The sequence below is a fragment of the Microcoleus sp. Pol11C3 genome (genome assembly GCF_036701485.1).
Lineage (GTDB): Bacteria > Cyanobacteriota > Cyanobacteriia > Cyanobacteriales > Microcoleaceae > Microcoleus.
Genome location: NZ_JAUBQW010000010.1, coordinates 65,201 through 78,583, shown reverse-complemented (window position 1 = coordinate 78,583; position 13,383 = coordinate 65,201). Strand labels below are relative to the sequence as shown.

Sequence of the window (13,383 nt, the reverse complement as noted above, 5' to 3'; positions counted from 1 at the left end):
TGGTTGCAAAAAGCCCCAAAAATTTATGGCAAAGTTATTCAAACTATTTCGGACCATTTGCCAACCATCTGTAATTACTTTATCAGTCATTCTACCAGTGGAACTATGGAAGGAATCAACAATAAAATAAAGCTCATAAAACGGCAAGGCTATGGGTTTACAAATTTTGAAAACTTTCGGTTACGTCTTTTGTCAGCTTTTTCATCGGACTCTTTATAACTTACAGATTTAACCACTCAAAAACATTAAACATTTTAGCACTTGATTAGATAAACTTATCACCACAAGTTCTGAAGAGCCGATTTATGAAGAATTAGGAGTGTCTGAATATTGGGTAGTAGACGTACAAAAAGTGCAAGTTATTGCTTTCAAAATAATTGCTAACCGGGGAAGCGAACGGCTGACGGAATCTCAAGTTTTGCCGGGGCTAAAAGTTGCTTTATTAGAGGAAGGTTTGCGCGGCAGCCGCCAGACGGACAATACAGAAGTAGGGAACTGGTTTTTAGAGGAAGTTCGCGGGAATCTTCAATAGTGCGATCGACTGCATTCTTTTTTTAACGGGAGGCTAAAAACCCAGTTTTTACGAGTTTTGTGCACAGGAACGAGAAATATAGGAAGAAACCGGATTTCTGAGGTCTGCGTGTGTCCAGGACTAAGGCAATGCCATGTCCGGCGCTTGAATCGTTGACAATCTACCCGATAATTGCTATAGCAGAAGAGAATCAAAAAGTTAATAGCAAAAGTCGGTAAAAATGCCTTATTTAACAGCAGCAAACGACATCAAAGCACTCATAGCTAAATTGGCCCAAGCTAAAATCCTGTGGGTGGATACAGAAATCGCTGACTATAAATCCAACCCCAGATTATCTCTGATTCAGGTGTTAGCTGACTCCACAGATGCGACGGGAGATGCCACTTTTCTACTCGATGTCTTGGATAAACCTGAATTGGCAAAAGATTTCATCAACCAAATCATGGTCAATCCAAATATTGAAAAAGTCTTGCACAACGCCAGCTATGACATCCGATTTCTCGGCAATGACGAGGCTCAAAATGTCACTTGCACATTAAAAATGGCTAGAAAGATTCCAGCTTACATTCTGCCCTTACCTAATCGACAACTCAAAACTTTAATAGAAACACTTTGCGGCATTGCTTATGTAGATAAAACAGAACAAAGCGGCGATTGGGCAAAGCGTCCCCTGACCCATAAGCAGCTAGAATATGCTAAGATGGACGCGGTTTATTTAGCTGGAGTGCATCGCCGCCTGCTAGAAATCCTTGCCCAATGTTACCCCGAACCCGCAACGGAAAACTTGACAGCATTGGGCGAAAAATATCAGGAAAAAGAATCTCAGTGGAAGCCGCTAGATGCAGAAATCGCTGAAGTGAAAGAACGCATTAAAGCAGGGATGCTAGCCCAAAAGCTCAAAGACACTTCTTATTTTGATCTTTCCAGTTCGATAACGATGAAAGTAGATTTTCTCACCCTGGCTAAACTGACGCAAACTGAGGAAATTGAGTTAAATTTTCCGGTAACGCTGACGAAAGAAATTCAAAAACAGTTAGGCGAACTCATCGCCGATCCATCTTTTGAAGTTGAGGAGATTGCTAGTTGGCGGTTAAATTCTAATGTACAGCAGCGGCGAAAATCTACTAAGAAAATTGCGCCGGAACCGGAGAGTGAGGATTTAACAGCATTGGGGGAAAGGTACAAAGAAATTTTGCCTGAATGGAAGTTGCTGGATTCAGAAGTTGAGCATCTGAAAGATCGCATTAAAAAAGCAATGTTGGTGCAAAATAAGGAAAATACTCCCCATTTTAAGTTATCTAGTTCCTCAATTTTGAAGGTAGATTTTGCTAAATTGGCAAAACTTGCGGTATCTGTGGGAGTTGAGTTAGATTTTATGGTGACGCTGACTCAATACATCCAAAAGCGGTTAGGGGAAGTTATTAACAAAATTGATGTGCAAATTGAGTATATTACGAGTTGGCGGATGACGGCTAAGACTGTGGAAGATGAAGAGGAAGAAATTCCGTTTTAACTATTAAAATATCACATTTTATCTCATTTTTCTGTGTTCTCTGGGGGCTGGGAGGGTGACAAAAAGGTCTAGGAACAAAAATGTAAAGCCGATGCTCAAAGCACGGGGTTTCCACTCATAATTTTTAATGAGCAGTCAGTAACTCTGTTATGGTTCGGGGTTGATCTCTGCCATCCGATCGCAACCTGTCATAATGAGTTGGGTCTGGTTTAAGCGGTGATTATGCCAGACCCAGAGACTAAAACTGGACTCAGCGACCGGTCAAAAGCTCTAACTTTTCGGGGTATCTCGCGCCTTGTACTGTGATTTTGGTCGCGGCATCATCGATGTCACGTAGATCGGCAGGCGTGAGTTCGACGCAGACTGCCCCGATATTTTCATCCAAGCGATGCAGCTTTGTGGTGCCTGGAATCGGAACAATCCACGGCTTTTGAGCTAGCAGCCAGGCAAGTGCGATCTGAGCGGGCGTCACCTGCTTCTGTTCTGCAATACTGCCAAGCAGATCGATCAGGGCTTGATTCGCCTTGAGAGCCTCGGGTGTGAAGCGAGCCAGAGTGCTGCGGAAGTCGGAGCTGTCAAAGGTCGTGTTTTCGTCGATCTTGCCCGTGAGGAAGCCTTTGCCCAGCGGGCTATAGGGGACAAGTCCGATGCCAAGTTCCTCAAGGGTCGGTATCACTTCCGCTTCAGGCTTTCTCCACCACAGCGAGTATTCGCTCTGAAGAGCCGTGACTGGCACAACGGCGTGGGCCCGACGGATCGTTTGCACTCCCGCTTCAGAAAGTCCGAAGTGCTTCACTTTACCTTCCTGAATCAGTTCCTTCACTGCTCCCGCCACGTCTTCGATCGGCACGTTCGGGTCAACGCGGTGCTGATAGAGTAGGTCGATCGCCTCAACTTTGAGCCGCTTGAGCGATCCCTCCACGGCTTCCTTGATATGCTCCGGTCGGCTATTGAGCCCGGGTGAACCTTTCATGCCGCGAGGATCGGAATTCGGACTGATGTCGAACCCAAATTTGGTGGCAATGACCACTCGATCGCGGAAGGGAGCAAGGGCTTCACCCACCAGTTCTTCGTTCAAGTACGGGCCGTAGACTTCGGCAGTGTCAAAGAATGTAATGCCGCGATCGACCGCAGCCCCCAGAAGAGCAGTCATCTCCTGTATGTCTTTGGGCGGGCCATAGGAAAAGCTCATTCCCATACAGCCAAGCCCGATCGCCGAGACTTCTAAGTTACTGTTTCCAAGTTTTCGTTTTTGCATTGTTTTTCTCCTTTGATGTGGAACTGATATTGTTCGCCGTTGATCGATCTCGTCGTTGTTAGTCGCCTTCGCTGCGATCCCTACTCGCAGTGGGGTCGCCGATGCGGGACGGGGCGCTCTCGTTACCCCAGCGAGGCCAGAGATAGAAGACGTTGAGGAGGATGTAGATCAGCAGCGCCAGCCAGGGCACGACTAGCGCGATCGCGGTGGTGATCGCGTAAACGATCGGCCCGATGAGGAACCGCCGACCGATCTGCCGTACCTTTGTTGCTGTGAGGTGGGTGCTCAGCAGCCGATTCCCACGAGCCGCATACCGCCACATGGCGTTGATGAAGATACCAATGACGGTCAAGATTCCACCGTAGAACGCAGCAGCAACGGGTTCGTCTGTTCCTCGGTGAAACGCTTCGGCAAGCACGGCAGTTGGGAACGGCAGAAATGCAATGAGCATCAGGTGGAGGACGTTCAGCAGCAACAGCATTCCATCCACGCGGACGATGTGTTTGAACATGGCGTGGTGGTTGATCCAGATTGCGCCGATCACCACAAAGCTCACCACGTAGGCGAGGTAAGACGGCCAGAGCTGGAGGAGTGCTGCCCCAAGCGCCGTATCCGGTGGCGGCACTTTGATTTCGAGCACCAGCAGGGTGATGGCGATCGCAAAAACACCGTCGCTAAATGCCTCCAAGCGTGTGGTATCCACACTCACCTCCTCTGCGAATAGTTGCTGTTACCAAGTTTGTGCTTCTGCATGACGACTCCTTCGAGCCTCCACCGTCCCAACTCAGTTATTCAGATTTCAGCGATGCCATATCGATACAGAAGCGGTATTTCACATCGGACTTGAGCAGTCTTTCGTAAGCTTCGTTGGCCTTCTGGATGGGGATGACTTCGACATCGGCGGTGATGTTATGTTCGCCGCAGAAGTCGAGCATCTCCTGGGTTTCGGCGATGCCGCCGATGCTAGAGCCGGAGAGACTGCGGCGGGCCACGATCAGGCTGAATGCCGCGACCTCCAGGGGCTTCTCAGGTAAACCGACAAGGGTGATGTTGCCGTCGAGGCGAAGCAGGTTGAGATAGGCGTTGATGTCGTGCTTGGCTGAAACGGTGTCGAGGATGAAATCGAAGCTGCCAGCGTGCTTTTGCATTTCGTCGGCATTGCGGGAAACCACGACTTCGTGGGCACCGAGGCGGAGCGCATCTTCCGTCTTACCGGGCGAGGTTGTGAAGACGACGACATGAGCGCCGAAGGCACGAGCGAACTTCACGCCCATGTGTCCCAATCCTCCCAGACCGACCACGCCAACTTTCTTGCCCTCGGTAACGCCCCAGTGGCGCAGGGGCGAGTAGGTGGTGATTCCGGCGCACAGGAGTGGCGCGACTCCAGGGAGATCGAGGTTGGTGGGAACGCGCAGAACGAAGCGTTCATCGACGACGATGCTATCGGAGTAACCACCATAGGTGACTGGAGCAGTCTTGTGCTTGTCTGGGGAATTGTAGGTGAGCGTCAGGTTCGGGCAGAACTGTTCAAGGTTAGCTTTGCACTGGGGACAGGTTCCATCCGAATCAACCATGCAGCCGACTCCTGCCAGATCACCAGGCTTGTACTTCGTCACTGCCGAGCCAACCTGAGTGACCCGTCCCACCATCTCATGACCGGGAACGATCGGGTAGACCGTGCCGCCGCCCCACTCGTTTCGCACCATGTGAAGATCGGAATGGCAGATGCCGCAGAAGAGGATTTCGATTTGAACGTCGTGTTCGGTTGGATCGCGCCGTGCGATCGTGTCGGAGGCCAGCGGTGATGTTGCACTGGCTGCGGAGTAAGCTTTGGCGTTGTACATAATAAGGATGCTCCAATCTGAAAGATAAGCTGGTTTACTTCTACTCGGTCTTGAATCTGTCCTGGTATTGTTCGTCGCTGACTTTTTCCAGCCAGTCCACGGGTTTGCGGTCGAGTACCTCCTGAGTAGCGATATGAGTCATCCGTTAGCGGTGAAGGTGGCGATCGCGACAATGCTTTGTTGTCGTGCGTTTAGGGTTCGATCGTCTTGGCAACGAACATCACTGCACCGTTTGACCCCCGTCGATAACCAGGGCGTGCCCAATCACGAAGGCAGACGAGTCCGAACACAGCCAGAGGACAGCGGCAGCGATCTCTTCAGGCGTGCCCATCCGTCCGACTGGCTCCTCCGCAACCACCTTGGCGCGCCCTTCGTCCGTGTCGCCGGTGAAGCGACCCATCATCGGGGTGTCGATGTAGCCGGGACAGACGGCGTTGACGCGGATGTTCAGCGCGGCGTAGTCGAGGGCCGCTGCCTTGGTCAGTCCGATCACGCCATGTTTCGCGGCGGTGTACGCGGGGCTGCCCTTGATGCCGATGATTCCTGCGCCCGAGGACGTGTTGACGATCGCGCCGCCTCCGTGCTTGAGGATCAGCGGGATCTCGTGCTTCATGCACAGGAAAACGCCGCGGAGGTTGATGTCGATAATCCGGTTCCACTCCTCCTCCTCGTACTCCGCAGTCGGAGCTGCCTTCCTCGGCTCGATGCCCGCATTGTTGAAGGCGAAGTCCAGCCGCCCGAAAGCCTCAACGGTCTTGTCCAGAGCCGCCTTCACGTCCTGTACCCGCGTCACATCGCACCTGACGGCGATCGCCCGACCGCCGAGTTCTTTGATCGTGTGAGCTGTTTCTTGATTGCCCTGTTCTGAGATGTCAGCGACCACCACGCTGGCACCTTCACGGGCAAACGCCAGCGCCGCAGCTCGACCGATGCCACTCGCTCCTCCGGTCACAAACGCAACCTTTCCTGTGTAGTTTTCATTCTCTTTCATGGTCATTATTTGTTCCTTCAATTCTTCATCTCAACAAGGTCTTAAAACCGCCGGATGCGGATATCAGTTGTGATATTGCTCGTCGCTGACCTTTTCCAGCCAGTCCACAGGCTTGCCGTCGAGCGCCTCTTGAATGGCAATGTGCGTCATCGCCGTGGTTGGCGTGGCACCGTGCCAATGCTTGTCACCCGGCGAGAACCAGATCACGTCTCCGGGTCGAATTTGCTCGATCGAGCCACCCCAGCGCTGTACGAGTCCACAGCCAGCCGTCACGATCAAGGTCTGTCCCAATGGGTGGGTGTGCCATGCTGTCCGAGCACCAGGCTCAAACGTGACACTGGCGCCAGACGTGCGTGCTGGATCGTTTGCCTGGAACAGGGGGTCAATGCGGACAGTGCCGGTAAAATACTCAGCCGGTCCTTTGGCGGAAGGCTGTGAGCCACTTCGTTTAATGTCCATTTCTTAATTCCTTCACTTGATGCCATTTCGGTGGCTGTCCCAATGGTAGAAATTGAGCACTTATCGCTTCTCTATCAATAGGGATGGATTTTTTAATAAGCAAGGTTAGCCTTGATGGCATTTGGGTTGCTAGCAGGCGAGTCTCTTGCCCAATCAAAACAGAGTTTTCTCTTGAATAAAAGTCCAGAATGCTTACAAGAAGCCGGACATTTTTCATTGCTTTAGCTTCATTCTAAGAATCCTCAAGGCTAAGCAATAGAACGATCGTCTAAGATTGTTGTACAATCCTACAAACTTAGAAATGAACGCTGCCAAAACGAGTGAAAAGTCCGATATGGATTTAATGAACAACCCGCAGGCAAAGCGTGAGGCAGATAGAGCGCAAGCCCACAGAGACGAACTGACCGAGCGGATTGCACAGGCGATCCGTCATGATGGGACGATTGAGCCGCTCCAAGGATTGCACTTCAACCGCTCCTCCTCACCTTCGGAATGCGTTCATAGTGTCTCTATCCCTGCCTTTTGTGCGATCGCTCAGGGCAGCAAAGAAGTTCTTCTGGGCACCGATCGCTATCACTACGATCCGATGCACTATCTGCTGGGGACGGTCGAACTACCGATCGCCAGCCAAATTCTGGAAGCGTCTAAGGCGCTACCGTACCTTAGCCTTCGCCTCGATCTCGACCCCACTCTTGTTGGTTCAGTCATGGTTGAGGCGGGCGATCCCTCACCACAAAGGGATGCCAATGTCAAAGCGATTAACGTAAGTCCGTTGGATGCAAATCTTTTGGACGCTGTGGTGCGGCTCGTCAGGCTTCTAGATTCCCCTGCTGAAGCTCATGTTCTGGCACCACTAATTAAGCGGGAAATCATTTACCGACTCCTGATGGGAGAGCAAGGTGGTAGGCTGCGTCATATTGCAGTTATGGGTGGCTCCACCCACCAAATTGCTAGAGCAGTCGATCGACTTCGTAAAGACTTTAACCAGCCGCTTCGGATTGAAAGCATCGCACGAGAGCTTGGAATGAGTGTATCGAGCTTCCACCATCACTTCAAGTCTGTCACTGCCATGAGTCCCTTGCAGTTCCAGAAGCAACTGCGACTGCAGGAAGCTCGCCGTCTGATGCTGGGGCAAAACCTTGACGCTACCAGTGCAGCTTACCGTGTGGGTTATGACGATTCCTCGCACTTCAACCGAGAGTACAAGCGGCTCTTTGGTATACCACCGATGCGCGATGTGGAGCGGCTGCGAGAAGCTGGTAGGGAGATTGCTGGTTCAACATAATCTCCTCAAGATGCCCTCATCAGGCCAGAAATCGCTAAAAGATTGTAACGCTACACCACGCGCTTTTATTAAATAGCTGGAAGATTGGCTTAAGGATGTTGAGTGGTAGGGCGATCTAATGCTGAGGTGTTACAAGTTGTTGCAGGTTAATGTAGTAATACAGTAAAAGTGAGATAATACCTCGTGTTAATTTATATAGTTAAACTTTTTATGCAAAAAAAAGATATTCGGGACTTAATCCTTAAAGGGCAACAAGATATTGTAGTTGAAATTTATCGAAAACAGGGAATAGAGTTTACTAAAGAGGCTAGCTTGTCGCTTCTTCTTGGTCAAAACACAAGTGCAGTGGAAATTTACAGAATCTTTTCGGAGAGGGTTTTATATATTACATCTTCAGATAATAAATTGAGAAGGGAAGATATCGTAAAAGTAATTAAAAAGGGTCTAAACATTTCTATTCCTAACGAGGTAATGAACAGCCAAAATTTTAACAAAACAATTTCAGAGTATTTAGAATCTTGGGATGACTGTATTGTGCTTTATAATGAACTTTGGGATTGCTTGAAGTTTACCGGAATAGATGAGCATACAATCGGTATTGCTTGGGCAGCCGCCTTGCACATCTCCATATAGCTGTAGCTACCTGCAATACTAGATGTGTCTTATCTTGTTTGTGTCTAGGCTTGACACAGACAAGCGTGACGCTAGGCATTTATTGCGCTCACTGTATTTTGGGAACAAATCAACTATGGTTGGACAAATCAGAGGTAGTGGTGCAGAAGTAAGGTTTTTCGCCTTTTTAATCCTTATGCATAAAGGGTTATATCGAATTGCATCATTGCTTTTGCAGGACTACCAAATCAGAAAGTATAATAAATCAATTCATCTTAATCAAGTTTTAGAAATATTTAAAACAGAAGAAAAATTACTAGGCTTGCTGCCTGATGATGCTTTACAGGAAGTACTAGATGCTCTAGAAAAGAATTTATTGAATGGCAAAGGTGAAGATAATAAGAAATGGTCTATTAAAGCATGGGTTATAGTGGATGGTGATGTAGTAATTGGATTTGCCTTTGCTCGTGAGTATGAACTTGAGACAAAAATAGATTCTTTATATATTTTGAAAGATTATAAACGCAAAGGCTGCGGGACTAAATTGATGACGCAGGTTAAACAAAACTGTAAATCTCCAATTAGTTTAGCAGTCTATGAGGAGAATAAAATAGCGGTTGCTTTCTATAATAAACACGAGTTTTTATCTACTGGTTATGGGGTTGAACACGATCGTAACTATCTAGTGATGACTTGGCATAAAGCTAAAAGCTAAGCAATTGCACACACTCAAACTCTTGTTCTACTCCCATCCTAGAAGATTTGCGATCGCTCCTTTCGTCTTGGCAACCTAACACTTGTCCCATCTACCTATTTCCTAGTCGCCACCGCTGCGCCTTTGCGGTTAATTTCAATCACCGATATTTGAGCAAGGTGGGCAAATAATGCCCACCCTATAGCGGTTCTCAAGCGTCGTGAGGTATGGGGGCGAGTCCTATGCCATATGCCCTATGCCCTATGCCCTATGCCAGCGAGAGCACCTCATGTTACGCTCGAAAGGCTATAATTCCTACTTCCCTACCGTGAAATACTCATTCTTAGCATACACGCTAATAATGCAGTCTCCCACTTCAAAAAATATCCCCTCTTGCTCATCCTTAGAAAATTGCAAGTTGCCGTATTTAGAATTAATTTCCTCAGCAGTCGCCGCTTTTGCCTCCATTTCATCCGGGATAAGTCCGGTAGAACCGATATAGAAAACCAGCGGTGAAACTTTTTCCCTGTACACTTTTTCAGCATAAGCTTCCAGTCGCTCATTCGCATTAGCTAAAGCAGCGACAAATTCGTCTCGCTTGACATCTTCTCCCTGCCATTTCGCTTGCAAAAGGCGCAGCAAACTATCTGCACCCACTTTGGCTAAAGTAGCGCTAACAATTCCGTTATCCTGCAAACCCAAAAACTCATCGAAAATCAGTTTCATCAAGTCGTCAACTTTGGTGATTTTTGTTCGGGATGACAGCGTTTTGTGTGCGAAGACAACAGGCTCATCTAAGGTGATGTCAAATGTCGGTTTGGCTAGCTTTTCGCCCGTGTTTTTGTGGTAAACTTCATAAAGGCGATCGAGAAATTTGTTAGCAGAGTGCAATTTACCGAAGTTGAGGATGTTTTTGCTGCCGATGTCGATTTTGTAGCTGACTCGCGAATCTACTGAACCGTTGGCGATCGCACTTTTCAATTCCGTGTATTCCGTCGTCGTCGGAAAGTTGATGTAAAGGTTTTTTGACAGATAATGCTGTTTCAACTCTTCCAATTGTTCCGCTGTGTAAGCCTCGGATTCCTCCTTCAAAGGAGCCGAGAGAATGCTAGAGAGAATTTTGATTTCTGCGAGTTCCTCAAACACTCCGTCAAGGCTGCCGTAACGCCCGTCAAAAGGCACGAGGGGCAAAGTATCTAACTTTATATCGTACTCTGAACGAAAGTCAAATTCTTGCACGGGCGAACCGTCTTTTTCAAGGACACCGCATTTGTTGAGCAAATCAAACACTGGTTTGCTGCTGATTTTGGTTCGCAGCGACTTGATATTAACTTCGCCGTCGCTGACAATGGTATAATTGTTGAAAGTATTGAGGTCTGTAACTAGAATTCCCGCCACTTCTGCGATTAAAGTTCCATCCTCAACTTTTACCAGCTTAGCTTTTCGGGTAATCAGCATATTGATGGTAGCGGTATTTTGATTGATCGCAAATGAACCCATTTGCACGTATTCGCCACCATCTAAGAATTCAGTTTTCAGCCAAGGCTTGACAAGGTTGCCGTTTTCGTCTCGCTTTCCCTCAATTCGCTTCAAACCTTTTCGCTGATAATTTTCTTGCAAGTGTTTCAAGTTGATGATGATGCTGTTGCTGTTTTCCTCCAATATCTCGATCAACTCCAGCAGGGAAATTTTCTCGCTGACTTTTACCCGATCGCCAATTTCATGATTTTTCAACACCTCAGACCAAAAAACAGTCTCTTCCAAATCTTCCGTAAACTCCGCTATTTGGGCATTTGTCAAAGCTTTAGCGTGTTTTTCCGCCAAAGTAGCGTCGAAGGTACTCGCCAGCGCATACTTAGCCGTATTTAAATTGCCGTCAGCGAGGTTAGCTTTCGCAAAAGCAAACACCGACTCATCAGTTTGAGCAACGGGAACATCTAGTTTGTCATACTCATCTTTGGCGATTTTCTGATATTTGTAAAACAGTCCGAGATCGTCTGCTTTCAGCCCGCAGATTTTCAGCGTGCTCGATGAACCGTTGATTTTCTTACCGCTTTTGGAAACAAAAACTTGATAATCATACTCCTTAATTAACGGTTCTTCCAGCGCAGGTGCAACGGAACTGCCTAACAGTTTTGTGCTGTCGTAAAGAGCATCATAAACCATTTTGACTTCGCCAGCGCGGATGCAATTTCCCGATAATGTGTTGGCGATTTTGGAGAGAAGTTTGAAGTCAGCACAGCCATAGGATATCGTGTTGAAAAACACATCCATATCTTTGAGTTCTTCGCAAATTTCCCCGAGTTTTGCAGCTTCCGAATTGGCACTGGGGTCATTTGCATAGCCGTCTGTGTGCAAATTGATCGCTGTCATTTCTCCCGCTTTAACCAGAGATTTAGCGAGTTGCATCGACTGCGATATGCAGGTACAGCCAGCCGTGTGGATTTTTTGAATTTCTTTGATGTATTGAGAGTCCAACTTCAGCACTTCTTGAATGGGAATTCGCTGGAAATGACAAATTACGTCCCCATTGCCAGCATAGGAAATCAGGCTGACAATTAGCTGGTAATTGTTGTATTCGTCTAGGGTCAAAAGCTTGATTAGGGTTTCTTTCAGCGGTTTTAAGTCATAATACATTGAGCCGGAACGGTCGATGATGATGATGCTGTGGGCGACGGATTTTTCAGGGATATCACCGGGCTTTCTTTCGAGATTAATGCGATCGACTAGATAGAAAGCCTTTGCGTTTCCGGCAAAATTGTAGAGGGTAAATTTGGTGCGAGTATTGGAGGCTGCTTGGCTGCTGGAACTTTTGACTTGAGATGATTGTTTTGCTTGCCGTGCCATAGTTTTAACCTATGTTGATTTTTTCTTCAACTCAATCATGGCACGCGCTTTTGTGGGTGTCAAGGCCAGTCTGGAAAATTATCTGCTAGGCTAAATAAGCATTAATACTTAGCAATGGTTGCCAAAAGTAGTGTGCATCAAGGCCACAGAAACCGGGTTTTTTACCTAATCTGCGGGTAACAACGAAATATTTTCGTAAAAACCCGGTTTCTGACCACCCGCGCCAGTCCTAAAATATTTAATCAATAATGCTTAATTTAGCAAATCCGCTGCTCAAACTCTATTCAAATTTAATCGGATGGGTAGCAATCGGATTTTTTCTCGGCCGCCTGCTACCAAGAAGCTATTCTACATATTTAGCCAAGTTTCTTTTCTTCTTTGGCACGCCATTGAGCATTGTTGCTTTTATCCGCAGCGCCAATTTGTCGGGCGCTATTTGGATGGCGCCACTGATAGCTTGGGCGGCAATTCTAGCAGGTGGAGGACTCGCTGGGATTTTGATAAATTTCGGTGTCGGGGAGGAACGTTTCAAGACTCTTAATCCGATCGCTCAAAATAGCCCGGAACACACCAGCGCTTGGAGTTTGCCCACTCAAGGCAGCTTCTTATTGGCAACGATGGTGGGTAATACGGGTTTTTTAGGCATTCCCGTCACCTTGTCCCTATTAGGCTCGGAACACTTTGCCTGGGCGTTGTTTTACGACTTGCTAGGCACTACCATGGGAATCAATATACTGGGAGTTGCTATTGCTTCTCACTGCGGTAAAAGCGATCGCCGTCCGAGTTGGTTAAGTACCCTGCGGGCAATTTTTCTCAATCCGGGACTCTGGGCTTTTGGTCTGGGGTTTGTCTCGCGCAGCTTGCCGCTGTCGGCACAAATCGCAGAATTGTTAACAACAGGTGCTTGGACTGTAATTACTTTAGCTTTAATTACGATCGGGATGCAGTTGAGCAAGTTGAATTCCTTGCACAACCTCAAACCAGTTTTGGCTTGTCTGGCGATTAAAATGCTGTTAGTTCCCTTGGTAATTGGCACGGGATTAACGTTTTTGGGTATCGCGGGCGCGCCGCGACTTGTGCTAGTGCTGCAAATGGCGATGCCTCCTGCTTTTGGTACTACGTTGTTGGCCGAAGCTTTCAATCTCGATCGCGAATTAGCCGTAACTGCGATCGGCCTCGGCTGCGTTAGTTTATTATTCACTATTCCAATCTGGCTCCGACTCTTTAATTTTTAATCAAAATAGGACTTGCTCAGTTTAAAAAGTACCATATCTCCGTGATTAAAATCACAAATATTGGGTGATTTATGTCAGATTAATTATACTTAACAATTACTGGAGTTGGAAAC

At 47.7% G+C, this 13,383-nt stretch carries 14 protein-coding genes; 7 read left to right on the top strand and 7 right to left on the bottom strand.

The window, feature by feature from the left end:
• From QUA40_RS04845 to QUA40_RS04835, 3 genes are all read left to right on the top strand, one after another.
• Positions 1-219 (top strand): transposase (locus tag QUA40_RS04845; protein WP_333122238.1); only part of this gene is annotated, 219 nt, incomplete at its 5' end.
• Between the two features lie 100 nt (positions 220-319).
• Positions 320-532, top strand: coding sequence for a hypothetical protein (locus tag QUA40_RS04840; protein WP_333122235.1), 213 nt, complete (start codon positions 320-322; stop codon positions 530-532).
• A 220-nt stretch (positions 533-752) separates the two neighbouring features.
• On the top strand, positions 753-2,045 hold the full coding sequence (locus tag QUA40_RS04835; RefSeq protein WP_333122232.1) for a ribonuclease D: 1,293 nt from the start codon (positions 753-755) through the stop codon (positions 2,043-2,045).
• A gap of 250 nt (positions 2,046-2,295) precedes the next feature.
• Here QUA40_RS04835 and QUA40_RS04830 read toward each other — a convergent pair whose 3' ends face one another.
• The 6 genes from QUA40_RS04830 to QUA40_RS04805 all read right to left on the bottom strand — a co-directional run bounded on the left by QUA40_RS04830 (position 2,296) and on the right by QUA40_RS04805 (position 6,814).
• Positions 2,296-3,303 (bottom strand): aldo/keto reductase, encoded by a 1,008-nt coding sequence (locus QUA40_RS04830; RefSeq protein WP_333122230.1) that lies wholly within the window; start codon positions 3,301-3,303, stop codon positions 2,296-2,298.
• A 58-nt stretch (positions 3,304-3,361) separates the two neighbouring features.
• On the bottom strand, positions 3,362-4,006 hold the full coding sequence (locus QUA40_RS04825) for a TMEM175 family protein (RefSeq protein ID WP_333122227.1): 645 nt from the start codon (positions 4,004-4,006) through the stop codon (positions 3,362-3,364).
• Between the two features lie 85 nt (positions 4,007-4,091).
• Positions 4,092-5,147: an NAD(P)-dependent alcohol dehydrogenase gene (locus QUA40_RS04820; RefSeq protein WP_333122225.1), complete on the bottom strand. Its 1,056-nt coding sequence runs from the start codon at positions 5,145-5,147 to the stop codon at positions 4,092-4,094.
• A gap of 220 nt (positions 5,148-5,367) precedes the next feature.
• Entirely contained in the window at positions 5,368-6,144 is a 777-nt protein-coding gene (locus QUA40_RS04815) for an SDR family oxidoreductase (protein ID WP_333122223.1), read from the bottom strand.
• A gap of 57 nt (positions 6,145-6,201) precedes the next feature.
• Entirely contained in the window at positions 6,202-6,597 is a 396-nt protein-coding gene (locus QUA40_RS04810) for a (R)-mandelonitrile lyase (RefSeq protein WP_333122221.1), read from the bottom strand.
• Positions 6,587-6,814, bottom strand: a complete 228-nt coding sequence (locus tag QUA40_RS04805) for a hypothetical protein (protein WP_333122219.1) — start codon at positions 6,812-6,814, stop codon at positions 6,587-6,589. Before QUA40_RS04805 ends, QUA40_RS04810 begins: the two co-directional genes overlap by 11 nt.
• A 243-nt stretch (positions 6,815-7,057) precedes the next feature.
• On the opposite strand from QUA40_RS04805, the gene QUA40_RS04800 reads away from it, so the two are divergent.
• From QUA40_RS04800 to QUA40_RS04790, 3 genes are all read left to right on the top strand, one after another.
• Positions 7,058-7,882, top strand: coding sequence for an AraC family transcriptional regulator (locus QUA40_RS04800; RefSeq protein WP_333122218.1), 825 nt, complete (start codon positions 7,058-7,060; stop codon positions 7,880-7,882).
• A gap of 210 nt (positions 7,883-8,092) precedes the next feature.
• Positions 8,093-8,515 carry a hypothetical protein gene (locus QUA40_RS04795; protein ID WP_333122216.1) on the top strand — a complete coding sequence of 141 codons (423 nt, stop codon included), beginning with the start codon at positions 8,093-8,095 and terminating at the stop codon, positions 8,513-8,515.
• 115 nt (positions 8,516-8,630) lie between these two features.
• Positions 8,631-9,209 carry a GNAT family N-acetyltransferase gene (locus QUA40_RS04790; RefSeq protein ID WP_333122214.1) on the top strand — a complete coding sequence of 193 codons (579 nt, stop codon included), beginning with the start codon at positions 8,631-8,633 and terminating at the stop codon, positions 9,207-9,209.
• Between the two features lie 294 nt (positions 9,210-9,503).
• On the opposite strand, the gene QUA40_RS04785 is transcribed toward QUA40_RS04790, so the two are convergent.
• A complete protein-coding gene (locus QUA40_RS04785) occupies positions 9,504-12,035 on the bottom strand; it encodes a vWA domain-containing protein (RefSeq protein WP_333122213.1) in 2,532 nt (843 codons plus the stop codon).
• A gap of 248 nt (positions 12,036-12,283) precedes the next feature.
• Between QUA40_RS04785 and QUA40_RS04780 the strand changes: the two genes are divergently transcribed.
• A complete protein-coding gene (locus QUA40_RS04780) occupies positions 12,284-13,270 on the top strand; it encodes an AEC family transporter (RefSeq protein ID WP_333122211.1) in 987 nt (328 codons plus the stop codon).
• Positions 13,271-13,383 lie beyond the last annotated feature (113 nt).

Excerpts from the sequence above, each read along its gene's own strand:
- QUA40_RS04830 (WP_333122230.1), bottom strand. The coding sequence starts at position 3,303 with ATGCAAAAACGAAAACTTGGAAACAGTAACTTAGAAGTCTCGGCGATC.
- QUA40_RS04805 (WP_333122219.1), bottom strand. The coding sequence starts at position 6,814 with ATGAAAAATGTCCGGCTTCTTGTAAGCATTCTGGACTTTTATTCAAGA.
- QUA40_RS04815 (WP_333122223.1), bottom strand. The coding sequence starts at position 6,144 with ATGACCATGAAAGAGAATGAAAACTACACAGGAAAGGTTGCGTTTGTG.
- QUA40_RS04820 (WP_333122225.1), bottom strand. The coding sequence starts at position 5,147 with ATGTACAACGCCAAAGCTTACTCCGCAGCCAGTGCAACATCACCGCTG.
- QUA40_RS04835 (WP_333122232.1), top strand. The coding sequence starts at position 753 with ATGCCTTATTTAACAGCAGCAAACGACATCAAAGCACTCATAGCTAAA.
- QUA40_RS04785 (WP_333122213.1), bottom strand. The coding sequence starts at position 12,035 with ATGGCACGGCAAGCAAAACAATCATCTCAAGTCAAAAGTTCCAGCAGC.
- QUA40_RS04790 (WP_333122214.1), top strand. The coding sequence starts at position 8,631 with ATGGTTGGACAAATCAGAGGTAGTGGTGCAGAAGTAAGGTTTTTCGCC.
- QUA40_RS04795 (WP_333122216.1), top strand. The coding sequence starts at position 8,093 with ATGCAAAAAAAAGATATTCGGGACTTAATCCTTAAAGGGCAACAAGAT.
- QUA40_RS04810 (WP_333122221.1), bottom strand. The coding sequence starts at position 6,597 with ATGGACATTAAACGAAGTGGCTCACAGCCTTCCGCCAAAGGACCGGCT.
- QUA40_RS04780 (WP_333122211.1), top strand. The coding sequence starts at position 12,284 with ATGCTTAATTTAGCAAATCCGCTGCTCAAACTCTATTCAAATTTAATC.